Consider the following 23,613-nt stretch of genomic DNA (forward strand, 5'->3'; position numbering starts at 1 on the left):
CATCAATGTCGAACCATGTCCAGTCGCCGACCTGACGCCTGACTACCCGCGTGGTTTCCAGGCCCGGGGTCTCAGACTCGATGAGCAGGATGACCTTCGCCTTTGAGTTCGCGAAGCTGTCTTTCTGCAGCACGAGCGCGAAAGGTGGCATTGCCTCCGGAGACGTCGTTTCGCGCCCGCTGGGCGGGCGGTCTTCCGGACATTGCTTCGCCGACTGGTCGTCAGCTTCTGTTTCTTGCGGTGTCATGGCAGGAACGGGCAAATTCGGCACGAGGGGCGTACCGCTCATCTGCGGAGCCCATGCTGCGAAATAGGTGCCTTTTTCATTACGGAATCTGCGGGAAAAACTTTAGCATGTGCTTAAAACGGTGACTTGCGGCCTGCGTACTCCGGGAGTGATTCCCGCAGCTCGCAGCCCATGGGACGCCGCGGACTGTAGCGCCATAACCGCTCAAAGAGCATTTATGTGAAACAGATTTTCATCAAAAGGAATGAGGCCATCCGCCTGTTAATCAAGAAGCGGGCGACGAACGCGGGCGCGAAACCTCCGCGCGTCCAGCCAGCCGGCAGCGATATCGCGACGGCTGCCGCTCTGGAGAGGCTCCTGCTCGACGTTCGGGCCGGTCGCATTAACGAATTTCATCTCGATGGTGGTGATGACGGACCAGATCACATCGTCATCACGAACTAGGTGTAGACAGCGATGATCCCAGCCGACTGGCTTTCAGTTTTCAAGCGGATGTACGAAGAGCGGCAACCTGCCGATATGGATCGGGCTGCACACGGATTTCCCGGGTTTCCTCGCCCGCAACTGTTCTTGCTTTTCGCATGCCATCAGCAACGTAAGTGACTGACCGTCTTCGGTCCATTCGGCACCGAAAGAGCAGGAAATGGCGGGTAAGGGTAATCTCCGATTGCGCCCAGAAAAAGCCCCTGAGGCGCTCCTCCTGTTTTGCCGCAGACTTGTTCTGCGGTTTTTTTTGTCTCGCGAAAAGATGGTGGTATTGCGAGCAAGACGCTCAGCAGCCGCAGAAGGCCGTTGCTGATGCTGCGAGCGCCTCGAACTCTGCCGTCATCGACGATGCCTCTAAGGACAAACTCGTGAGCATGGTTTTGCGAGAATTGCGGGCCGAAAATCGTTAACACAAGCGCGAGAAAAGGCCGCCGTCACTTGGCGGCCTTGTGCTTATCTAGAAGACGACGGATTACCTGACGGCGGCCAATGAGAGCAACGACATTCGCGTGCCTGCGGGATGCGCGCTTTTCCCCCAGGGCATGTTCCGCACGTGGCCGCTGGCGGTGCTCCGCGTTGATTCAAGTGGGGTACCCGCTTCGCGGATAATGGGGCTCGAACAAGTGCCCGATTCGGCGCATGGCGGATGGCGCGTTGCCTCGCCGCTTTGTATTCGGCGCGAGACAATGCGTGCCTGCGTCGTATTTTCTGCGCGCTCAACCCGCGAACGATGCCTTCAAGGACTAATCTGCCTATGGGGGCGTCGGTGAATCTCGTTTTCGCGCGGTCGACCTCCATCACTTGTTCGCGAAACGACTCAACAGCCGACAGATGCTCTTCCGGAGACGGCGAAACGCCGCCCGCCTCGGCTAGTTCTTCCTCAAAGTTGTCGAGCGAACAATGCCGCGCCCGATTGAGTCGCACGCTCTCTCGGCTGTGGCTCGCGATGCTCTTCATGCACATCGCGACTGCGACTGGAAATCTCATGTCTCGTGGCCAATTTCGCTGACCGCGAAGCAATCGCAAAACCGCCTCGCTGATCAATTCGTGGCTCTCGCTAAATTCGGTCCCGCCGATGAGAGGACGCCCCCATCTTTCTAAACTCCTCCACTCTTTGTCGACTACATGCGCGAAATGCAGCGTCTTGTCGGTGGCGTGCCTTGATCGCGCTTTTGCGCGGGCATTGTCCGCTGGCCTTTCTCAGGGGCGCAATTTTTTATCGACAAAAATGGGGGAGGTATGAAGGAAAGCAAAAGTGAAAGGGACCCGCAGCTTTGCTGCGCTCCGGTGGGGGAAGAGGAACGACTGCGCATGTCGCTACTCTGCTCCTATCGCATTGTTTGTCTGTTTTCGTCGTGCCTGCGCCGTGATATCAACAACGGAGGCGCAGCAATTTGAGGCCTTTACGGGCTCAAGGAGACGAGAGGTAGGGCGATACCCTGATTGACCGGCAGCGCTCAAGTATGCGTGTTGAATGCCGTTATTGATGGTGACGGTTTTTATTTGTCAGGCAACATGCGCAGTTGACTTTATGAGCAGACAATTGGAAATTGGGGGTGAAATGAAAGTTGGAACGCGGCTGCTGGCGGGTTTTGGAGCGGTTCTTGCCGTTTTGGTGGGGATTTCCCTCATGGGCATTCTCAAGCTTCGGGCGATGGACGACGCGCTGACTGCGAATGTCGATTATGGCGCTGTTGAAAGCTCGCTGTTGGCCCAGGCAGTGTCGGATGCACAAGAGGCTTCGGCGGCGATGCGCAATTTGATCATCCTCACCGACTTGCCGAGAATGAACATTCAAAAGTCGATCTTTGACGCGCGAAGCCAGCATTATTTGGCGACCGCGCGGCAGCTCCATGACTTGTTCGAGCGAGATCCGTCGACGAGCGACAAGGAGAGGGGCCTGCTTGAGAGCGCCCGCCAGGCTCGGGCTCGAGCGATGCCGCTCGTCGACAAGGCGGCAAAACTAGGTTACACGAACGATCCTGCTGGCCCCGATTTTCTGATGAGTGAGGCGGGGCCAGCCCTTGATCAATGGACGGGGGCGCTCAAGGACTTCATGCTCTATGAAGCGCAGCACAACGCGCAGCGAGCGGTGGAGGCGCACACGTCCTATCGGGTGGCGCGCGCTACGATGCTGGCCTTGACGGCGCTCGCGGTCTTTGTGGCGGCCTTTGTGGGTTGGTGGATGACACGCGCCGTTCTTCGGGATCTCGGCGGCGAGCCCGCTGACGCGGCAGAACTTGTTTCACGCATTGCGGATGGAGATTTGACCGTCGAAGTGAAACTGCGCGCTGGCGATGACTCCAGCTTGCTGTTTTCGATGAAGGGCATGCGCGACAAGCTTGTCGACGCCATTGGCGGCATTCATCTTGCGAGCGGCCACATCGCAACGGCTTCGCGCGAAATCGCGACCGGAAACACGGATCTGTCAGCGCGAACGGAGCAGCAGGCGGCGTCGCTCGAGGAGACGGCTGCGAGCATGGCGCAGCTCACGCAGGCCGTGCGACAGAACACGGACAACGCCCGCCAGGCGAACGCGCTCGCCGGACGCGCGACCAGCGTCGCGAATGCCGGGGACGAAGCGGTGCAAGGACTGGCGCGAACGATTGGAGAGATCAGCGGAAGCTCCGGCAGGATTTCCGAAATCACCGGCGTCATTGAGGGCATTGCCTTTCAAACCAACATTCTTGCGTTGAACGCTGCCGTCGAGGCCGCGCGCGCGGGCGAGCAAGGCCGCGGGTTTGCCGTGGTGGCCAGCGAGGTCCGCAGTCTCGCGCAACGCTCAGCCGCCGCCGCCAAAGAGATCAAAGAGTTGATTTCTTCGTCTGTGGCGATGATTGACGGGGGATCCAGGCAGGCCACGGAGGTTAGCGCGACGGTCGCGGAAGTGAAAACGGCCATCAGGCAGGTTTCGGATCTTGTGGAAGAGATAACGGCCGCCTCGGAAGAGCAGGCTCGCGGGATTGAGCAGGTGAACGATGCGGTCAGCCAGATGGACGACGTGACCCAGCAAAACGCGGCGCTAGTCGAGCAAGCGGCGGCGGCATCAAAATCCCTTGAAGACCAGTCCGGAAATCTGTTGCAATCGGTGGAAGTCTTTCGCATTGGCGCGCTGGGCGCGAGGGCGAGCCAGGTCGCGTCTTCGCGCCCAAGGCCACCCGCTCCGACCTCCCGCGTGAACGTAGTGGGGCCAAAGAAACCGGCGCAGGCGCGGGCTGTGGGCGCTGCGCAAGTTCCGAAGCAGAAAATCGCGTCGGCAGAGGCTGCAACCGAAACGTGGGAGTCGTTCTAAGATGACGGCGGGAGAGGAGCGCGCGAGCGCAGGGGCTGTGGTTGGAGTGGAATCCGACCTGGTCTCGATTGAGGAACTGAGAAACTACGTGGTGTCGAATACGAAAATAATTAGCACGCTGGGCGCGCGCCTTGCCGCTTTTCAATGTTTTCTGGATGCGGTCGCGCTGCATCTCGATGATGAAACAGCGGCACTGGTGCGAAGCGTTTTCCAATGCAATGTGGAAAACACTATGGCGTTGGTTGATGATCTTGCGATGAAGGACAAGATTATCGCATCGTCCGAGTATCACAACGCTTTGCTTGTGCAAACAAACGAAATACTGAAAAAGATCGCGTAGTGTGGATTGAGCTAGGCGATAGGGCTACTGGGCAATTAAGCGATCCTTTCGCCTTGGACGAGGAGAATCAGCTCCTCGTGCAGCAGGAGTTTGCTGAATTGATCGAGCCGCAGGGGTGTCCTGCGCGCATTTTGACGGAAACTTCGGAAGCGCCCTCCGGGGCGCTTTTTGTTTTTCGCGCGCCCATCATCAACTCAACGCGTTTTTGCCTTTGCCAATGATTCTTCGCTCAAAGCAATCGCTCGTTCGATATACGGCGCGATCGTTTTAGAGAAAACCTCTTCGGGAGAAAAGCCGAACGCGAGGATGTCAACAAATTGCGTCAAAATCGCCGAAATCTCCTGATCCGACAGAGAAGGAAAGCGGGCGGCAAGAAGACTTTTGAGTCGCATTCGGTCTCGATTTGCCAAAACAATCGCGGCGGCCTCGGCCCAATCCACGCCGCTTTCGAGCAAAAACCTCACAACGGTCTCTTCCTCGCGGTTGAGGTTTTGCACGATGCGCAGGACGGTCTCAAATGATTGATTCATTGCAATGGACGCTCGCGTTGTGAAGTGCTGGCTGGGTGGGGTGAGATGCATTTCGAATAAATTAAGCAAGTTTAGTTCCCGAATGGCCTTTAGCGTGGGCAAATGCGGGAGCGGTTTTCAGAGAATTTGGGGCTGCGCAGCCGCTCGCCAACGCGCCGTCTGATCTCGTGGAGGGCCGAGGGGCGCCTCGCGCGGCGGCGGGTTTGCCGGAGCGCAAAAAAGGGCCGCCCGCAGGCGGCCCGAACCGCGGCGTTGCGCTCGCAGGCGCAGGGAGACACCGCGGTTGGACCCGCGGTCGAAAAAAATGTTGCGCAGGATCGTGGCCGGGCCGTGAAGACTGGACATGGCTGGCCGTCAGCGATCGGAGGCAGCCAAGGGGAGGGAGGGCGCGTGACGCCTTGAAGCAGGCTCTGCGGCTCTTTATGAAGCGCGCCCGTCGGCTTTGGCTTCAAGGCCTCGCTCAAGGCTAGGCCTGATTGTTTCTTCGAAAACGCGTTTTGGCGAAAAGCCAAAAGAGAGCTCGCCCTTGAAGCGAACAAGCGCGCGTTCGGCGTCGCGCTCCGAAAGTTGCGGAAATTGCGCATGAACCAGTTTTCGCAGCTTTTGCCCCCAAGCTCCGCTGCGAAAGGCCGATCCGCTCGCGGGCCTCTTTCAAACGGCGGCAAAAAATAGCAAGTTGGTTCATCGCGTCCTCATGGTGTGGAGGACTACGAGAATCGTGACGCGGAATGGCCCTGAATACTACGAAAATCGTAATGCTGATGACAATTGCCTTCGACAATGGCGATCGTTCGGCCTGCGACCGCTAAATTGTGCGATTGCAGTGGTTTTCGCGAAAGCGCGCGGAAGGCGTGCGCTTGCCGGAATGCGAGAGGGCAACTTTGCTAGTCGAAGCGGAGGCGGCGGTCGAGATGGCCGAACGTTCGCTTGCCAGATTAGGACAAGGATCAATGCCGCGCGAGACCTTGGTCTGCGGGGGCTGCCGCCAGGCGTTGTTTGAGGGCGCTCGGACGTCTCAATGCTCGATGAGCGCGCTTTTTGCCCGACGAGCGAACAGAAGAATCGGCGGCGCGGTGTCCGCCTGCCACGCGGTGCGGCCCTCAATATCGGTCACGCCTTCGATTCGCGCGCCGAGATGGGTAACATAGGCGTATGGCAACGCGGCGAGCGGCGAACCATTGGTCGCGTCCAAGATGTGGAAGCGGCCCAAATAGCGGCCTTTGGAGTTTTCCCCGAGCTCGTGAGCCACGTCCAAAGCGACGCATCCCGGGGGCTCGGCCGGAGCGGGCGTGGTTTCTTTGGCCGCGAGGGCGCGCAGCAAGGCCGCGCCGCAGGCAGTCTTGTCGCCTTCGAGCGCCGCCGGCTTGCCGCCGACGTTGATCGTCGGGTCGCCAATCTCCGTGATTGGAAAAACCCCACTGCACTGAGGGCAGTAAACCATGTCGCCAAAGCGCGCGATGGCGCGCGCGCCGAGAAGGTGTAGCGGCGAGCAACGCAGGACTTTGCCTTTGTGCGTTGTCGTGTCGCCCTCGCGGATGAGTCGGCGCATGTTCTCTCCTGGCTCGAAAAAGCGGCGCGCGACGCGCCGGACTCAGTGGGGCAAACCGGTTGGCGACGGGAGTCGGCCAGCTTATTTTCTTTGAAAACTATGACGGCCGCTTGGCTCATAATCGAGGGCGCGTTCGAATCGGGTTTGGCTTCGAACGCGCAACGACCCGGGGAAGGAAAGCAATGACGCAGACGCAGTTTCGATGCCTGGCGAGGCGAAGGGCATGACGAAGGCGCGGGGCAAGCCGAAGCCGAACTTGGTCAAGCGCTCGCGGCAGGACGCCAGGTTGTATTTGCCGCTCGATGTCGCGACCGTCAACCACATTTCCCTGCGGTTCCGGGCGGCGTTGGAAATGGCGCGCAGCGGGCGAGCGGACCGATCGACGGCGCACTGCCTCGCGCACGCAACACTTCTCGCGAGCTTCGTCGCCGAGGCGGGGCACGGTAAATTGGCGCCGGAAACGCTAGCGGCGGCCGAGCGGGGTCTTGGCGAGCTGCTCAGAAACGGAGCAGAAACAGGCGCCCACGATTTCGCGCCCGAGCTGATCGAGCTAGTCACGGCGGTCGTCAACGAGCACGACCGCCAGTTGCGCGAAGTCCGGATGGGCGTGATCGTAGAAGCGACGGATAGGCTTGACCGGCGAATCGCTGCCACGCGGTCAAACGGCGAGTTGTTTCGGCTGGACTAGGCTGCCTTGGCGCGGTTGCACCCGGAAGGCAGTTGGACCGCGCGCGCCGGAGTGGCTATTCCAGAATCGCGTCGGGCTGCCCCAGCCACGGAAGCGGCCGCGGCGCGATCACGTAGACGAGCGCAGAGGCGTCCGGCTCGAGCGGCGGCTCGCTCCAACAGAAGCCGAATTGCATGACGCCGCGCTCGGGAACCGTGAATACGCGTGCCGCCTGTTGAAACGCGCCCGACCAGCCCCGTTGCGGGCCGTCTCGCAGGCGTCCTCGAACTCGCTTTCAAGCTGTTCGGCGGCGAAATCGGCGCCGGCTTTTTCGTAATCTTTTGTCCAGTCGGAAAAAAGGCGCATCGAGTTCACTTCGTTGTCGAACTCAGTCTCGATCGCGTAGGCGTGCCACGTCATTCGTGTTTCCTTTGTGATTGGCGGTTGGCAATGGGCGCTCGACGCCGGAGCGGACGCGCGAGCGGCGCGAATTTAAGGTTGCCCCGGGATCTTCCAGTTGCTGGACAACGTCCGGCTCGATTCATCGGTTTGCGGGACCAGGCGAAACGTGGGCGGAGCGCGTTCTCAGCCCAGCGGCGAAGGCCTGAGCGATTCATGATCCAGATCTGCCGCCGAACTCGTCAGACGGCGAGCCCGATCGCGGTCAGCTAGTCGGCGTCTCGCCAGTGTGCGGGGTTCTCCACGCGAGGATTTGACGCGACGGCCACTACCGGATTGTAGCCGAGCGTGCGCGCGGCCTGCACCGCCTGCTGCTGAGTCGCGAAGGTTTCCGCCGTCACTGCCCAGAGGTTTTCGCGAACAAGCGCATAACCGAAGATTTCTCCGGCAACTTCGCCTTGGATCGGGATCACGTAAATTCTTTCAACGTCGATGGGTTGCACGGTTCCTCGGGGGCGGGTTGCCATGCCATCATGGGGGTGAGCTGAAAAAAGTGCGCTGCTGATATATTAATCGGTATATTTTACCTTAATAAATTGATGCCAGATTCCGGCATTTTTGCACAGTGCGCAGAAATCGCGCATTCTCCGATTCTCGGTGATATTCGGCTGAAAAGTCAGGTTGACGCTCCTGATTTCTTTCGTCCATTGGTTTTTGCCGCACGAAAAGTCTTCGTTTTCAGCAGTAGCGGATCGATTTCAATTTTTGCCAGGGCGACTTTATAGCCAAGCGTTTGCAGCGAAAGGGCTGCGTTCTTAAGGGATATTTTGGAGAAGAAGGGCAATTCGACAGGTAAATTCTTGCTTGTTGCGATTGCGTAGACAACGCGAAATTCGCGCGAGTTGGGGATCGCCGCGAGTTCGGCGAGCCTGATGCTCTTGGGCAATTTTCCGTTGAGCTTTTTCCTAAACTCCTCATGCTTCACGAAGGCTTCGCCTGAGACGAGGCCTTGGGCGAAAAGATGGCTCAGCGTGGCGGAGCTCCGGTAATACTTGACGTGAATGAGGTCTTTTCCGTTGCGGACGAGGTCGCAAAATTCAATCTTGTCGAATGGGCCTCCGACGGCGATGTTTTGCTTGTCCATCAGTTCAATTCCCGACACGCGCGTCGCGACCTCGGCGTTGTAATCACCCTCGTTGGCGTGGTTATAGAGGGGAAGCGTCTCAGCGTCGATCTCAATTTTTCTGAGAGACTGATCGACTTTTTTCATGAAATCACTTTCGACTGAATGCCAGTCGCCGTTGCGCAGAATGTAAACCTCCCCATACATATCCAATTCCGCGTAAAGGCACCTGTGCGCGCTCCACGAGTTGATGCTTACTCCGTTCGCGTCGTTCACGTGAACGCGATTCGTTTTTAGTGCCGCGAGGCAGAACGTTTCGTTCCGGTCAAGGATGTGCTGTGCGAGGGCGCTTAAACGCAAGGTCGAATGGACGGGCGATGTGGAGCGTTGGTCAAATGAATAACCCGCTTGACGTTCCCAGTCTACGATTTCCGGCTCGCCCATCCAGACCCGGGGATCGTCCGGATCATTTTTTAACGTCTCATCAAGCAAATCGTCCAACACTTGAATCAATGCCCGGTCTTTTATGCGATGAACGTTGTCCATCCAGGCGAACCGGTCTGGAAGCGGGCTGTTTCGTCGCGCAATCGCCTCACTCAAGATTTTGCGCAAATCATCCAGTGTAGCGACGGGGGTGATCGAGAGGGCGTCCCGGCCGGTCACGTGATCGCCGAACAGCGGGACTGACGACGCGCCTGTGACGGCGTGCACCATGTCCATCTCCCAGTCGGCGCGCAGATCGTATATGTCGGCGTCGCGCGGACTTTGGTTGCGGGTGTTGAGCCAGTTGTCGTCGTAGCTAGCTTTGTCCAGGCTGCGCAGTTTGTCGGGGTCTACCGAATTAAGAGTGACTCGCAGGCCAAAATCGCGCTCGACGTGATCCTGGTTGACGAGGTGGTAGCCCATTCCAAAGGACAGCGCGAAGGTTTCGCCGAGGTCGCGCACGATCAGAAGGGCTCCCTCGGACCGATTGCCGGAAAAAAGGCCTTTCTCGATGTCTTGGCCATTCAGCAGAAAAGTGGTCCAACCAGGCGGCGCGAGCGGCGGCGGGATTTTAACGTAGAGCGTCGCCTGCCCGTGCGCGATTTTAAGCGGAACAGGCTCTTTGGCCATGTCCGTCTTGACAATCAGTTCGTCGCGAATCGACTCGCCGACAATTCGATAAATCGTCAGCCGTTCCTTTCTCTGCTTGCGCTCTTTTTTCGACACGCGTTTCCCCGCCTCACAGACGCCAGTTTGTATGCGATTTAAATAAAATGTTTGGTTTATTTTCAAGTTTCCGCCGTAGCGGGCAAATCCGTCAATTGCGCACCGGTCGCGTCGTCGCTGAAATGAGACGTCATATTGGGGGCCGCTGAAATAACGACACAATATGTAGACGCGCCGGGTAAGTTTTCTCTCGGAAGAGCGACGTTTAATGATTGGGGCGTCGCCGAGCGGCGAAAATTGCAGGCAGGATTCTTCTACGGAAGCGGCGGTCGTTTTGTGAGTCGGTGCGGATGCGGATATGGTATCGCAATCCAGTTTGGTTGTCGCCGCGACGATGGGTGTGTTTCTGATGAAAGAACCGTAATGACTGGTGCCCCCTGTGGACTGCCTTTTCCTGGAAACTCGTTGACTTAAAAAGTCAGGGGAGAACGAGTTCTCCCGCCGTCTATATCGTCAAGAGATGGGGTGTGCCAGCGTCGGAGTTAAGCCGTTCGCCAGTGGTCAGGATTTCCCTTGTCTGTGGCTCGGACCCGAGCAACCAGGGGTTTATGCCCCATGGATTTTGCCGCTTCGATTGGCGACTCCTGCGTCACGTAGGTGGTGTTGGTCACACGCCGGTTGTCCTGATATTTTCTCCTAGGGCGCGCCGCAGCAGGTAGCACCATGGCGTAGAGATTGGTCGCTACCGGCTGGAGTGCCTGACGCCGCGCGAAAGCGAGCAGATGCGATGCAAGCCTGGCACCACGGTCCACTGCGTCAAGCGCGGCCAGCAGCCGCTCCGTGAACCAGTCGTCCTGCCGGCAACGAAGTTGCAACAATTCGAGATTGCCTCGTAGGACCTGCAGGACGTTGTTGAAGTCATGGGCGACCCCGCCAGTGAGCTTCCCGACGGCGTCCATTTTCTGCGACTGGAACAACGCGGCACGCGTCTGCTCGATCAGCGCATCTGCCGCGCGTTTCTCCGTAATGTCCCGGGTTATCTTGGCGAAACCGATCAACCCCCGTTCGTCGTCGTGAATGGCGTCGACTATCACGTGAGCCCAGAACCTGGAGCTGTCACGCCTGACCCGCCATCCTTCTGATTCGAAGCGTCCTTCGCGCGCGGCGATGTCGAGCGCACGTTGCGGCAGGCCCGCCTGCGCATCGGCCGGTGTATAGAAAGAAGCGCGGGAAGTGCGAGCCGATGATTTCGTACGCCGAATAGCCCTTGATACGGCTCGCGCCAAGATTCCAGCTGGTTATCAGCCTTCCTGGTGAGAGCATGAAAATCGAGTAATCGGTGACCCCCTCCACGAGGAGTCTGAAGCTACGCTCGCTCTCAACGGCTGCGTCGTGCGCGCGGCGCCTGTCGCTGACATCACGCACGACCTGCACAAAGCCCAGCAGCGTTGCGCCCGTGTTCACTGCCATCGTAACAACATCGGCCCAGAAGAGCGTGGCGTCATGCCGTCTGTGCCAGCTTTCCGTTTCATGGCTTTCTGTTGCCTGAAGTTCATCCTGGTCGCGCGCTATTGACTGGGCACAGTCGTCATCAGCGGTCGCGAGGAAGGACCAGTGACGGCCGACCGCTTCAGCCGGTGAATGGCCGTAGATTTTCTGTGCACCGGGATTCTAGGTGAGAATCTCTCCGCTGGGACTCAACGCGAAAAGGGCATGACCGGTTGTGCGGCTGATCCAGAGTTCCGCCCAGTGATCGGGCAGTGCGGATGGGAAAGCGTTGGCGTCTGACATGGTCTCTTGATTGGCGAAACGATGGTTCCTTCCATGGTTGCATCTCCCGTGTGAGCCAGCCGGCACCTCGGCCGGCGGTGAACGGCTCATCTGGCCTGATGCTTGCTAACTGCACATCAACCTGACCTCTCATCCTCTTTTGCCCGGTACGTTTCATGTGGCAACCGTTTTAATCGGGGACGATGAACCCGCTATCGCCACCGCACTTGGCATGGCCCTCGGTTATTCCGGTTCGAGACAATGACGGCCGGAAATGGCGCGCAGGCGCTGGAGCGTCTCAAGGAGGTAAAACCGCAGGTTATTGTTTCCGACTGGAGGATGTCGAGGATGAGTGGACAGCAATTATTGCGCCACTTCAAAAGGGATGACAGCCTGAGGGCTATTCCGGTGCTCGTGATGAGCGTGATACCGCTGGACGCGGGCTTTCCGGTTGCCGGCTTCCTTCAGAAGCCGTTCCGCGTGCATTCACTGCTGGATCTCATCGCACAGGTAGTTCGAGGCAGTGTCCGGTAAAATACGCAGGTGGCGGCAGACCCTTTATCGTTGTCACATTTACACGGCCAGCAGAATTTATTACAGAGCCTGACTGTCTGCAAAGCGCCTGGGGGGGATATGCAGGAACGAACCGATGGATCTGACGAAGAAGAGCGACTGACTGCGCTTGCTCAGTACGGGATTACAGATGTGTTAGAGGAGCCGGCGTTCGACCGTCTCGTGCAGCTTGCTGCCAGCATTTTTAATGTTCCGGTGGTGCTGGTCTCGCTGGTTGAAGCGGAACGCCAGTTCTTCGCAGCAGGCCGGGGGCTCGATGTCTGCGAAACCTCACGGGACATCTCGTTCTGCGCTCACGCAATACGGCAGCCCGGGGTCACCGTCATACCCGATGCGCGAGATGACGTCCGTTTTAGGGCCAATCCTCTCGTCACGGGTGAGCCGCATATCCGCTTTTACGCCGGGGCGCCTCTGCGGACGGCGGCAGGACTGGCGCTTGGCACGCTCTGCCTGATCGACCGCGTCCCTCGCAGCGGATTCAGCGAACCGGATTGCCGGAATCTGCAGGACCTTGCTGCTCTCGTCCTTGACCGGCTTGAGCTGCGACGCCTCGAACTGGCGCGCCAGGCCAGCCAGATCCGTTTCGAAAATATCGCCGCGACATCTCCCGATGCCATCATCTGCGTCGATGATGCGGGGCGGGTCACCTTCTGGAACGCTGCCGCCGCCCAGCTCCTTGGCTATCCGGCTGCCCGGATTCTTGGACGCAGTATCAATGTGGTGGCGCCGGAACATTTTTCCGACCGCCTCAGGTACCTTGCGACTCAAGACGACGCCCTCACGAGCGGACGCACAATCGAGATCGTGGTCACTCACGCCAGTGGGCGTGTGATCCCGGTGGAACTCTCGGGATCGATGTGGCGCGACCACGGTCGGCCAAGTTTCGGCGCCATCCTGCGGGATATCACCGGGCGCAGGAGCAACGAGGAGCGGCTGTTCCGGCTTGCGCACATTGACTCTCTCACCGACCTCCCGAACCGCACCATGCTGAGAACTCGTCTCGAGCAGGCGCTTGCGCAGGAACAGCATGTTTGCGTAATCATGGTCGATCTGGATGGCTTCAAGGACGTCAACGATAGTCTCGGTCATTCCGGCGGAGATGCGGTTCTCTCGGTCGTTGCCGGCCGGCTGCAGGAGTGTGTGCGGCCAGGCGATACGGTGGCCCGTATGGGCGGTGATGAATTTGCTCTTCTGCTACCCGGGCTGGGAGACGCAGCGGCGGCGACGGAAATCGCCGATAGCGTTATCGCGTCGGTGTCAAAGTTGCTGACCGTCGAGGGGCAAACAATCAACATCGGCGCGAGCGCCGGCATTGCGCTCTTTCCCCAGCACGGCGTGACTGCGCGCGAGTTACTGGGGAGCGCCGATCTGGCGCTCTATCAGGCCAAGGCGGAAGGTCGGAACTGCCACCGCTTCTTCACTGCGCCGCTTAGAGAGGCCGCCGCCTCGAAGCGGGCGTTTCAGGGCGAACTGACCCGGGCATTTCGTGAAAGTGAATTTGTGCTGTTCTATCAGCCTCAGGTATCCCTGAATGATGGGTCTTTGCTTGGAACCGAGGCCCTTCTTCGATGGCGCCATCCGGAGAAGGGGTTACTCACGCCGGGGGCCTTCCTGCCCGCGTTGGAAGCGGGGCTTCTCGCGCCCCAACTGGGCGACTGGATCGTGCGAACAGCCTGCAGGCAGACCGCGATTTGGCGTGAACGTTATGGCGTCCCGCTGCAGGTCGGGGTCAACCTGTTCGGTGCCCAGTTCCGCACGGGCGATCTCGCAAAGAAGGTTCGTGACGCCCTCGACGCTTCGGGACTCTCGCCGTCCTGCCTCGAACTCGAAATTACCGAGAATATCCTACTGCGCCATGACGAGCAGATGATTGCACCGCTCAGAGAACTGCACTCAATGGGCGTGGGCATCGCATTCGACGATTACGGGACGGGCTATGCCTCCCTGAGCATGCTGAAACGGTATCCGCTTACCCGCCTGAAAATCGACCAGAGTTTTGTCAGGGCGATGCTCGATTCGCCTCCGGACGCCGCCATTATCCGCGCAATCCTTCACCTCGGGCACAGCTTTGCTCTGGATGTCATAGCAGAAGGCGTGGAAACCTGGGATCAGGCCGAGCGCCTGCGCAAGAAGGGGTGTGAAGTCGCCCAGGGCTATCTGTACAGTCCTGCGCTTGCCCCCCACGATCTGGACAGGCGGATACAAAGGAAAGGCGACCAGCTCTTTCTTGATGCGGTTCGCGATGTCCGACCAGCCCTAGTCTCCTGAGTGAGGGCAAGGCAGAACATCTCCATCGAATCACCTCTGGTCCGCATAAAAGACTGGTAGAAGGATCCGGAAGGTCATTCCGTGCGTGGCTCCGGAGGTCACCTCAACAGTCGCGTCGAGCAACTCCGCCAGCCGTTTTACAATCGACAGGCCGATTCCTTCGCCAGCCCGCTGATGGCGGGAATGTCTGCGCCGCGATGACAGGTTCCGGGTCGATGGCGATTCGGAGCCTTCCGGACCAGAAGCCTCTCCTGTGTCAACGCTATCGGAGATTTCCGTCGCCTGCTGTAACGCGTCGGTGATGGGGGCGGACGGGCCCGCCTGGAAGCCCGGCCGGTGTCATGGACGGCCAGAACCCAACGGTTCCCTTCGTCGGAAAGGCTGTTCCAGCTCACGTCAACGCCACCTTCGTCCGTGTACTTGAGCGCGTTGAGAGTCAGATTCTATGCGATGCGGGTCACCTTGGCCGCGTCTCACGAGACCTCAAGGTTCGCCGGTCGTTATACCGCAAATACAGGTTCCGCGAACCTGCGTGAGCCTGCTGGACGGTGACAATCATGTTGGCCGGTGTAGCGGCGAAGGTTTTGGCCGGTGATGTGGAGTCAAAGGCGGCGTAGCCGCCGAAGGCGACGCATCACTGGCGGCGCCGAGTCTGCCTGACGCTTTTCCATGTTCGTTACTGGCATCCAATTTTCGTTGCCTTGCGCCCGACGGCGTCGTATACGTCACCTTCCACCACCAGTCGTAAGCTGTGACGCGCACGCTCAGCGCGGCGGCTCGCGGCGGCGCGCGGCGGATCCGCGACCGCGGCGAGCACGCGCAGCATTGCCACGAGCGCGCCGAGCAGCAGCACCGTCGAAATCGCCGTGCCGATGGCGACGATGCGGTGGGCGTCGCGGTCCCCGGTGTTGTCGACGACGGCGTGTTCGCCAGTCCGAGCCCGCGCGACGCGCGAACCCGGTCTGCGCATCGCTAGCACGAGCAAGACGGCAATCGCGATGCAAACGCCCACGCACAGCGCCGCGAGCGCCCACCTGAGCAGCCGCACGGGCGCGGCGGCCGGCCCGGCGCTATGCAGAAAGTACGCGAGCGGCATCGACGATCTCCTGACGGCACGCGCCGCTTCGCACAAAGCGCGCAGAACCCATGCCCGCCGGGGGCGCGCGAGCGTTGTCGTACCGTGATGTCGATTGCACAAAGGGCGTCGGCGCACCCCGGCCGGGCCGGTTAGACACACGGCCGGCGGCCCGACAAACTCATAGGGGAGCGCTCGCGCGCACGATGGACGCGCTTGTCCACTGGCCGCGCGGGCGACCCGTCCCACCGAAGCGGCATCGTCGAGCGCGCGCCAACCGCTCGCGCCCGACGGGCCGTAATTCGGTGCAACCGGCATAGCGCGCTTCGTCGTTGTCCAGCTAAAGGCGGCCGTTGGTCAGCGTGACGGCCGAACACCTGAGGGAAGTTCGCCAAGCCTCCTCGAGAGATCGGCGTCGAGGGGTTAGCCTTGTTGTTGGCGATCTTGCTCGTTCAGGCGCGAAACTTGCGCACCTTACCTCCCGCGGCGGACGCGGGCCATCCCGGCTGGTCGCAAGATCAGGACGCGAACGATAGAGGCTCCGATGAAATTTGCCGGTCCTGCTGACTGGGAACGATTGCTCGTCGCGCAAGTTTCCGAGTATGCGATTTTTCGCCTCACGGACGCTGGAATCGTATCGAGCTGGAACCCCGGCGCCGAACGCATCAAGGGATATGCCGCTGCGGAGATCATAGGTTAGCACTTTTCCATTTTTTATCCTGCTGAGGATCGCGAGGCCGGGGTCCCCGATGCCCTGTTGCAGACGGCGCGAGAACATGGGCACTGTGAAACAGAAGGATGGAGGCTCCGCAGGGACGGATCGCGCTTCTGGGCGAGCGTTGTGATCACACCTCTGTCATCCGCCGAATGCGGGGACGGCGGATTCGCCAAAATCGTAAGAGACGTTACGGATAAGCGTCAGGCGCACGAAGCGGTGCTTGAAAGCGAACGAAAGTTCAGGCTTCTCGTGCAAGGCGTAACCGACTATGCGCTCTTCATGCTCTCGCCGGATGGAATCGTTACGAACTGGAATGCTGGTGCGGCGCGGATCAAGGGATACGAGGCAAACCAGATCATTGGCGAACATTTTCGGAAATTCTATACACCCGAGGACGCGGCACAGGGGTTGCCTGAGCGAGGCCTGCGGACGGCGGCCACGGAGGGACGTTTCGAGACAGAAGGTTGGCGAGTGCGAAAAGACGGAACGCGCTTTTGGGCCAACGTGATTATCGACGCAATACGGGACGAGCAAGGCGAACTCTTGGGTTTTGCAAAAATTACCCGGGACGTGACAGAGCGCAAGGTGGCGCAGGAGCAACTCGATAATGCGCGTTCAGCGCTTTTACAAGCGCAGAAAATGGAGGCAATCGGAAAGCTGACGGGCGGCGTTGCGCACGACTTCAACAATGTCCTTCAGGTCCTCCGCGGTAACCTGGAGTTACTTGAGCGGCGGCATGGGCGTGACCGGTGGACCAGCGAGCGCCTCGGCAAGGCCGTGGATGCGGTCGAGCAGGGCGCCAATCTTGCATCCCAGCTTCTCGCGTTCGGGCGACGGCAGGCTCTGCAACCCTCAGTCGTGAATCTGGCGACAATGCTGCGCCACATGGACGATCTGCTGCGTCGTGCTCTTGGAGAGTTGATCCATGTGGAAACGATAGTGGCGGGTGGTCTGTGGAATACGCTGGTTGATCCGAATCACCTGGAAAATGTCGTGCTCAACCTCGCCATCAATAGCCGCGACGCAATGCCAGCAGGTGGGAAGCTTACGCTGGAATTGTCCAATGCCTTCCTCGATAGCCACTATACGGCGCTTCCGCAAGACGTCCCGGAAGGACAATATGTATTGCTGGCCATCACCGACAGCGGAACAGGAATGGAACGCGAAGTACTCGAGCGGGCTTTTGAGCCATATTTCAGTACTAAAGCGGAAGGTGAGGGGACGGGGCTAGGGCTGAGCATGGCATATGGCTTCGTCAAACAGTCTGGCGGTCACATGAGGATATACAGCGAACCCGGACATGGAACGACGGTCAAGATTTACCTTCAGCGCTCCGTGGGCGAGGTCGTTGATTCTGAAACGTCTCATTCGCGCGCCGTTACCGGTGGCTCAGAAACGATCCTCGTGGTTGAGGACGATCGCAGGGTTCAGTCGACAGTTATAGAGCTGCTGACCGGCCTTGGTTACACGGTGCTCAAGGCCGATGACGCACAGAGCGCGATGGTCATCGTGAGAAGTGGTGTCAGGATTGATCTGCTTTTCTCCGATGTTGTCATGCCTGGACCTCTGCGCAGCGTCGAGATGGCGCGGCTGGCCGCTCGTGCCATCGCAGACCTCAAGGTTCTTTTTACCTCCGGTTACACGCAGAATGCCATCGTTCATGGAGGCCGCCTGGATCCGGGTGTCCATTTGCTAAGCAAACCTTACAGTCGCGAGCAACTTGCTACCCGGATTCGTTGTCTCTTGGGTGCTTCCACCAGTGTTCTCGCCGCGGGGAGTGATAGCGATAACGGCGCAGCCCCCCATCCACATCAAACGCCTGTCATGGTGGTCGACGACAATGTTGGATCATGCGACGCGACAAGCGAACTGCTTCGTGAACTGGGCTACGAGGTGCTTCAGGAAAATAACGCACATTCCGCTTTGGTTGCACTGCGAGGAACATGTTGCCGAGTGCTTCTGACAGACATTGACCTGTCGGGGGAGTCAGGAATCGAACTCGCTCGAAGCGCGCTGGAGGTGAACCCTGCTCTGCGAATAATCCTTGCCTCAGGCGTGCAGCCGCACCTATCCGCGTGTGGTTTCGCACACGTGTTTCTACAAAAACCATTCTCTTTGCAAAATTTGAGAGCTGCACTCGATCAGGTCGCGGGAAACACGTAGCTTTGCCGCGACTAGGTCGTGAGTCTGGAGCGCATCATGGTGTCATCTAGAGTTGTCGGAATGCGTAAAGCTGGATTGGACAACGCTGCCCGATCAGCACAAATCTCGTCCCGGAAAGTGATTGTGCACGACTGTAAGCCGCGCGTCCTTGTGGTCGACGACCTTGCCGCTGCGCGCCAGGCGATAGTCGCTCTCCTCGCATTAGAGGGATTCGATGTGAGGGCCGCCGCCTCGGGTCCCGAGGCGGTAGATCTCGTACGTGAATGGCCCCCACATGTCGTCGTGCTCGACGTCACCATGCCAGAGCATGATGGCTTTGCCGTCGCAGCTGTCCTTCGCGGGCTCCGTCCAACGGCGGAAGCTGTAATCGTCGCGACCACTGGCTATGACATTGACGAGTTAAAGGCAAAGGGGCCGCTCGAGAACTTTGACGCGTTATTTCTGAAGGGCGAGGACGGCGCTCTGCTAACGATGCTTATCCGGGCGGCAATAGTTCAAAAGGGCGAAGCGGCGTAGCTCCGGCCCAGGATTTGAACTGCGACTTAGGAACGGCGTCGTGTTGTAAGCGTCTGAAGGCGGTTTTCTAGCTCCGTGCCCACGTTGGACCTTTCAAGTCGACCGAGAAAAATAGAGTCGGGCACGTCCCATGCGAAAAGGAGCCACTTACCATATCCGGAGGTCCATCATGGCGACAAAAACCGCTCAGCAAAAGGGTACCCGTGCTCCTGCGAATTTGACTACCCCAACGGACCTTGGGGACGATGCGCGAAAAGAAGTATCCGCCGGTTTGACGAAGTTGCTCGCTGATGTGTTCGCACTATTCGTCAAGACGAAGAACTTTCATTGGCACGTTAGCGGGCCGCACTTCCGGGATTATCATCTCCTGCTCGACGATCAGGCGTCGCTGGTTTTTGCGATGATCGATCCCGTAGCCGAGCGTGCAAGAAAATTAGGTGGCACGACGATTCGCTCGATCGGCGAGATCGCATCCCTCAAGCGCTTGTCCGATAATGATGAAAAGTTCGTCGCACCCGAAGCAATGCTCGACGAGCTACGTAAGGATAACGAAGCATTGGTTCAATACATGCGACAGCTTCACCAGATTTGCGACGATAAAGAAGATGTAGCTACCGCGAGCTTGATAGAAAACTGGATCGATCAAACTGAAGAGCGTGTCTGGTTCCTGTTCGAAACAACCCGCCACAGCGGCCGTTGAAGAGTGGGACGGCAGCGCACCGTCATCTGCCGCGACGCTTTTTCGAAACGAACGATCGACAGGAGAATTTAGGATGCATTCGATTGATCCAGTCTGCCTTGCGGAGATTCGCGGGCGCGTCGCACGGTTTCTGCTCAACCCAGAAGGTGAAATCGACGGATTCATTTTAGTTAATCGGCGCGCGCGGCAGGTTCATGTGCCGCCCCACTTGGGGCGCAAATTGACCCGTCGCGTCGCGGTGGGTGATAGCGTCAGCGTAAGGGGCGTGAAACCCCGAGATGTTGAAGTGATTGACATGGTCCTTATAACCTCGAAGGGAGGTCGGCAGCTCGTCGATGATGGGCCACAATGGAATTTAGTCCGGCACCAGAGCGTAAAAAGAAGGGAGGGTGAAACGTCAGGAGAAATCGCACTACTTCTTTATGGACCCAAAGGCGAATTACGCGGTGCGTTGTTGGACAACGGCGTATCTTTAAGGATGCCGCATGAGGTCGCGGAGAATCTGGGCGCGTATCTTGAGATTGGGAAGTGGGTCCAGGCTTGGGGCCATGCGGTGAATTCGAGATTTGGACAAACGTTGGACGTGACTGAAATCGCGCAATTGATTGACCTTTAATCAAGGGGGCCGGCCTTGTCGAGACGGTGCCCACGACATGAAGTTAGAGATGTGTTGCCAATGCCTTGGGAAGCGCCCCGAGAGACGGTTTTACCTGTGTAGAGGAAACCGGCCCCCGGTGTCCTGCGAAAAGCTTCTATACGTCGACCGGGTTGTTGCCTTCCGACAAGCCCGCATCCCGCGCAGCCAGAGTCGTGCCACTAGACCAATAGGGTCTGCGGCCGTAGTAGTCGTGAAGCCGCGTGCCCCAGGTTGTATCGGCCATGGACGGCCAATGGTCCTTGTCGAAACCGGGGTCATCCTTGATGCGTTGGGCGGTGATGTCTACACGAAAACACTTTTCCGCGGTGTCCAACGTCAACGCGTTCCAGGGAATCGCGTGGAGCGTGTTGCCCATTCCTAGAAAACCGCCTTCGGAAAGGACAGCGTAGGCTATACGCCCGCCGCGGACGTCAAGCATGATGTTCGAGATTTTTCCGACATGCTCTCCGTCCGACGTGATGACCTTGTTACCGTCGAGCGTCGCTGCGTCCATGACTTCCGGCCCCGGCCCGTCGCCCGCGCCGCCGCCGACAATTTGCGCGCCGGTCCGTCCTGATTGGGGATCTAACGTGGTCATTTTGAACTCCTCAGTTCATGTTGAGACAATCCCCTAGTGCATATAGCGTGCCGCCCAGGAATTCTCGCTGCCGCTTTGGCGAGAATGCAAAGAAAGCGTTCATTCGCCCTCGCAGGACCGGTGTTGATGGGATGACTCGGTTTTGAGGATCAGGGTGACGTCACCGTTCCGCTCTAGTAGCGCGGAATCCACTCTATCGAGCGAGTCTATGTGGAGTTTGGCACGAACCGCCTCGCTTACGTCTTTCCGCGTGATGAGCGCGGCGGACATCTGCGCATCATCGAATTTTCCGTCGTGATAAATCGTTCTGTGCGCTCCGCCAACGAGCTTGTCAATGCTCGCCGAACGGACACAGAGCCAACCGAGAGCCCGGTGCATGAGGACGAGCACCAGTGACGCGGCCAATGTCGGAATCCCGGGCGATGCGCCAACGATAAAGCGGCTGAGCGTCGCCCCCAGCAATATTGCGACAACATAGTCGAATGACGAACGCTGTCCAAAGGAGCGTCGACCGGAAATCCGAATCAGAAGCAGTGTGCAGAGAAACGTCGCCGCGCCGCGAAACGACATTTGCAATGCATTCAAGTCCTTCCCTTCGCCGAACAGGTCAATCAGCAGGTTCATTTTGCTTTCCCTCCCTTGCCCCCCAGGTATCCGGGCATGCCGACAGCCAGCCTGCTCCTCGACAGCTTTAGCGCTTTCTTCACCATCGCATCAAACCTGGTCTCGGGACAGGTAAGCGGCAAAATGGAACGAAACAGGTCCGCCCAGCGAAATTCGGCGAGTGGGACCTGCGTGCGCTCGAACCCTCCGGCGTCTCTCACGAATGCGGCAAGGCTACGATATTCATCGTCGACCAGATCGTTCACGTGACGGGGAAGCGACAGGAAGGAAATTCGTCTTCCCTCTCTGTCGAACGGATGCACCCAGCTATGCTCTTCCAGCCTCAGCCAGAACTGTGCTGGAGAAAGGGTCGAAAGGTCGGCTACAAGCACGCATGGCACGGCGTCAATCTTGATCCGATTGAGGGCCGCCGCTACGTGGTGGTGATCGATGGCGAAGGGAACCTGGGCGGGGCCAAGAACGATCGGTATTGGTTTCTCAGCGATGGCCATCTTCAGTTCATGGCGCGACATCGAACGGTATTGGGCTGCCTTCTGCTCGACCTCGCGGAGACCGTGTGTCGCCTGCGTTGGGCGAAGCTCGTCGATTGATACGTTCTTCATCGTCTGAACCCTCAAAGGGCGACGTGCGGTGCAACATCTCTGGCGGCTGGAACCGAGTCGGCGTCAGCATCGCAATTCGTACTATGTCTTTTCAAGAGCTCCCCGCAAAAAGTGAACCTGAAACAGGAGGTGGGAGTTGGTTGCGGGACTGACGTTTGCTCAAGGAGGGGATCAAAATTGATCGAACTAAGTTTCCGATTTGCCGGCTCCGATCTCGAATCTCGAAGGAACGCGCCGACAGACGGCGAATCGTCTAAAGCGCTTTATCGAGGTGCGCGCTATGAAAAAAATATGTTTATAGTCGATACCCCACTGGTACGCAAAGGCCAAATGCAGCACGGCCTATCGCGACTGGCGTACCGAGAGCGCTTTATGACGCGCTACGCCGATCCCGCCTTCCGCGCCGAGGATGACGCCTTGCGGCGGCTTGAACGGATCGCATGGCAGGCATATAGCGAGGGGCTAAGTCTCCGGAGACAGAGCCTGCGGGCAGAGGTTACGCTGATCCGGACTATGCGCTGTCAGCAGAATGGCGGGCTGCGCGTCAGCGGATCGAGGCTGCGCAGGCGCGACAGTGTTCAAAAGAGGCACCCTCGCGAGTTCTAATCGTGAATGCTTCGCCTCGTAACGATTACGCCTGTCCCGGCGAGATGTCGAAGAGCTTTCGTCTCGTGCAGATATGCCAGGCGGAACTTGCCGTAGCGACGATTGAGTCCGATTTGCTAGACTTATCCCGACTGGGCGCCGAACCAGATCTTCATATTCACCCTTGCAAGGGTTGCGTGTCGACGGCAATGCCGCTTTGCCACTGGCCGTGCAGCTGCTATCCAAATCACTCTCTTGGACAAGTAAACGACTGGATGGCCGAGATCTACGAGCGCTTTGCGGGTTGCCACGGTGCCATCTTCATTACGCCGGTCCACTGGTATCAGGTCACGAGCCCACTCAAACTGATGATGGATCGCCTCGTATGCGCGGATGGCGGCAACCCGGATCCCACGACGACGCACGGCAAACACGCGGACGAAGCCAAGGCGCTCGAGATTGCGGGGTGGGACTTCCCGAAGCATCTCGCTGGACGGACCTATGGCATGGTGGTGCACGGTGACGTTGCTGGCATTGAGGGCACTCGTCGAGCGTGGCGGACTGGCTCGACTGGATGGGATGGATCGATGCTGGTGCATCGGCACGAATTGACCGTATGATCGGTTACTACGAGCCTTACGCGACTTCGCACGACACGCTTGACTCCGATTGCGTTTTGCAGGAGGAGGTGGCCAATGTCGCCCGCGCAGTCGCAAACGCCGTGGGGGCGTTGCGGGAAGGGAGGCTGCATCGCGCAGACGAAGGTATTTCCCCGCCGCGCCCGAAATAAGCAAGATGAGCCCACGATCGGTTCCGCCCTCTTCGCTTTCCGACGCCGCAATGGAACGGGCGACGGACCGGCGTCAGTCTTGAGTGTGGTGGGCTGGTGCAGCAAATGAACTGTCTGAATTTTAGCTCAGCAGGGCATTGATCCAGGGTGCAAAAGCAACTGCCCGGCGCGTCGAATTCCGCCCCGGCGGTTAAGAGCGTGAGTGCCGTGTC

At 58.8% G+C, this 23,613-nt stretch carries 21 protein-coding genes and 2 pseudogenes; 11 read left to right on the plus strand and 12 right to left on the minus strand.

Annotated features, from left to right (window positions below; genetic code table 11):
- A partial coding sequence (locus G3N97_RS06615; RefSeq protein WP_205992498.1) for a hypothetical protein occupies positions 1–289 on the minus strand: 289 nt, incomplete at its 3' end.
- A gap of 177 nt (positions 290–466) precedes the next feature.
- On the opposite strand from G3N97_RS06615, the gene G3N97_RS06620 reads away from it, so the two are divergent.
- The 3 genes from G3N97_RS06620 (at position 467) to G3N97_RS06630 (ending at position 4,365) form a co-directional block, all read left to right on the plus strand.
- Entirely contained in the window at positions 467–691 is a 225-nt protein-coding gene (locus G3N97_RS06620; RefSeq protein ID WP_205992499.1) for a hypothetical protein, read from the plus strand.
- A gap of 1,516 nt (positions 692–2,207) precedes the next feature.
- Positions 2,208–4,025: a methyl-accepting chemotaxis protein gene (locus tag G3N97_RS06625; protein WP_241030432.1), complete on the plus strand. Its 1,818-nt coding sequence runs from the start codon at positions 2,208–2,210 to the stop codon at positions 4,023–4,025.
- 1 nt (position 4,026) lies between these two features.
- Complete coding sequence (locus G3N97_RS06630) at positions 4,027–4,365, plus strand: hypothetical protein (protein ID WP_205992500.1); 339 nt, start codon at positions 4,027–4,029, stop codon at positions 4,363–4,365.
- Between the two features lie 194 nt (positions 4,366–4,559).
- Here G3N97_RS06630 and G3N97_RS06635 read toward each other — a convergent pair whose 3' ends face one another.
- A complete protein-coding gene (locus G3N97_RS06635) occupies positions 4,560–4,895 on the minus strand; it encodes a hypothetical protein (RefSeq protein ID WP_205992501.1) in 336 nt (111 codons plus the stop codon).
- A gap of 1,015 nt (positions 4,896–5,910) precedes the next feature.
- Positions 5,911–6,444: a PAAR domain-containing protein gene (locus G3N97_RS06640; RefSeq protein WP_205992502.1), complete on the minus strand. Its 534-nt coding sequence runs from the start codon at positions 6,442–6,444 to the stop codon at positions 5,911–5,913.
- A gap of 223 nt (positions 6,445–6,667) precedes the next feature.
- Between G3N97_RS06640 and G3N97_RS06645 the strand changes: the two genes are divergently transcribed.
- Positions 6,668–7,132 (plus strand): Fis family transcriptional regulator, encoded by a 465-nt coding sequence (locus G3N97_RS06645; protein WP_205992503.1) that lies wholly within the window; start codon positions 6,668–6,670, stop codon positions 7,130–7,132.
- Between the two features lie 108 nt (positions 7,133–7,240).
- Here the strand turns inward: G3N97_RS06645 and G3N97_RS06650 are convergent, their stop codons facing one another.
- The 5 genes from G3N97_RS06650 to G3N97_RS40115 all read right to left on the minus strand — a co-directional run bounded on the left by G3N97_RS06650 (position 7,241) and on the right by G3N97_RS40115 (position 11,435).
- Positions 7,241–7,531: a hypothetical protein gene (locus G3N97_RS06650; RefSeq protein ID WP_205992504.1), complete on the minus strand. Its 291-nt coding sequence runs from the start codon at positions 7,529–7,531 to the stop codon at positions 7,241–7,243.
- A 248-nt stretch (positions 7,532–7,779) separates the two neighbouring features.
- On the minus strand, positions 7,780–8,013 hold the full coding sequence (locus tag G3N97_RS06655) for a hypothetical protein (protein WP_205992505.1): 234 nt from the start codon (positions 8,011–8,013) through the stop codon (positions 7,780–7,782).
- Between the two features lie 173 nt (positions 8,014–8,186).
- Positions 8,187–9,908: a TIGR04141 family sporadically distributed protein gene (locus G3N97_RS06660; RefSeq protein WP_241030433.1), complete on the minus strand. Its 1,722-nt coding sequence runs from the start codon at positions 9,906–9,908 to the stop codon at positions 8,187–8,189.
- A 416-nt stretch (positions 9,909–10,324) separates the two neighbouring features.
- Positions 10,325–10,972, minus strand: coding sequence for a PAS domain S-box protein (locus G3N97_RS40110; protein WP_346778025.1), 648 nt, complete (start codon positions 10,970–10,972; stop codon positions 10,325–10,327).
- Positions 10,899–11,435: a PAS domain S-box protein gene (locus tag G3N97_RS40115; protein ID WP_346778026.1), complete on the minus strand. Its 537-nt coding sequence runs from the start codon at positions 11,433–11,435 to the stop codon at positions 10,899–10,901. Before G3N97_RS40115 ends, G3N97_RS40110 begins: the two co-directional genes overlap by 74 nt.
- Positions 11,436–11,813: 378 nt before the next feature.
- Between G3N97_RS40115 and G3N97_RS06670 the strand changes: the two genes are divergently transcribed.
- Both G3N97_RS06670 and G3N97_RS06675 read left to right on the plus strand, forming a co-directional pair.
- Positions 11,814–12,086 carry a response regulator gene (locus G3N97_RS06670; protein ID WP_205992506.1) on the plus strand — a complete coding sequence of 91 codons (273 nt, stop codon included), beginning with the start codon at positions 11,814–11,816 and terminating at the stop codon, positions 12,084–12,086.
- A 99-nt stretch (positions 12,087–12,185) separates the two neighbouring features.
- Positions 12,186–14,393, plus strand: coding sequence for an EAL domain-containing protein (locus G3N97_RS06675; RefSeq protein WP_205992507.1), 2,208 nt, complete (start codon positions 12,186–12,188; stop codon positions 14,391–14,393).
- A 676-nt stretch (positions 14,394–15,069) separates the two neighbouring features.
- Here G3N97_RS06675 and G3N97_RS06685 read toward each other — a convergent pair.
- Positions 15,070–15,489 (minus strand): hypothetical protein, encoded by a 420-nt coding sequence (locus G3N97_RS06685; protein ID WP_205992508.1) that lies wholly within the window; start codon positions 15,487–15,489, stop codon positions 15,070–15,072.
- A 523-nt stretch (positions 15,490–16,012) separates the two neighbouring features.
- On the opposite strand from G3N97_RS06685, the pseudogene G3N97_RS06690 reads away from it, so the two are divergent.
- The 4 genes and pseudogenes from G3N97_RS06690 to G3N97_RS06705 all read left to right on the plus strand — a co-directional run bounded on the left by G3N97_RS06690 (position 16,013) and on the right by G3N97_RS06705 (position 20,181).
- Positions 16,013–18,349: pseudogene (locus tag G3N97_RS06690) on the plus strand (PAS domain S-box protein).
- 36 nt (positions 18,350–18,385) lie between these two features.
- On the plus strand, positions 18,386–18,865 hold the full coding sequence (locus G3N97_RS06695; RefSeq protein ID WP_205992509.1) for a response regulator: 480 nt from the start codon (positions 18,386–18,388) through the stop codon (positions 18,863–18,865).
- A 169-nt stretch (positions 18,866–19,034) separates the two neighbouring features.
- Positions 19,035–19,565 (plus strand): DNA starvation/stationary phase protection protein, encoded by a 531-nt coding sequence (locus G3N97_RS06700; protein WP_205992510.1) that lies wholly within the window; start codon positions 19,035–19,037, stop codon positions 19,563–19,565.
- A 73-nt stretch (positions 19,566–19,638) separates the two neighbouring features.
- Complete coding sequence (locus tag G3N97_RS06705) at positions 19,639–20,181, plus strand: hypothetical protein (protein WP_065065798.1); 543 nt, start codon at positions 19,639–19,641, stop codon at positions 20,179–20,181.
- Positions 20,182–20,317: 136 nt separating this feature from the next.
- On the opposite strand, the gene G3N97_RS06710 is transcribed toward G3N97_RS06705, so the two are convergent.
- The 3 genes from G3N97_RS06710 to G3N97_RS06720 form a co-directional block, all read right to left on the minus strand.
- Positions 20,318–20,800 carry a PRC-barrel domain-containing protein gene (locus tag G3N97_RS06710; protein ID WP_205992511.1) on the minus strand — a complete coding sequence of 161 codons (483 nt, stop codon included), beginning with the start codon at positions 20,798–20,800 and terminating at the stop codon, positions 20,318–20,320.
- Positions 20,801–20,899: 99 nt separating this feature from the next.
- Positions 20,900–21,424 carry a YetF domain-containing protein gene (locus G3N97_RS06715; protein WP_205992512.1) on the minus strand — a complete coding sequence of 175 codons (525 nt, stop codon included), beginning with the start codon at positions 21,422–21,424 and terminating at the stop codon, positions 20,900–20,902.
- A complete protein-coding gene (locus G3N97_RS06720; RefSeq protein ID WP_205992513.1) occupies positions 21,421–22,026 on the minus strand; it encodes a ParB/Srx family N-terminal domain-containing protein in 606 nt (201 codons plus the stop codon). Before G3N97_RS06720 ends, G3N97_RS06715 begins: the two co-directional genes overlap by 4 nt.
- Before the next feature lie 330 nt (positions 22,027–22,356).
- On the opposite strand from G3N97_RS06720, the pseudogene G3N97_RS06725 reads away from it, so the two are divergent.
- Positions 22,357–23,401: pseudogene (locus G3N97_RS06725) on the plus strand (flavodoxin family protein).
- The last annotated feature ends 212 nt before the right edge of the window (positions 23,402–23,613 follow it).

It is taken from the genome of Paraburkholderia sp. Ac-20347 (assembly GCF_017104805.1).
GTDB classification, from domain to species: domain Bacteria; phylum Pseudomonadota; class Gammaproteobacteria; order Burkholderiales; family Burkholderiaceae; genus Paraburkholderia; species Paraburkholderia tropica.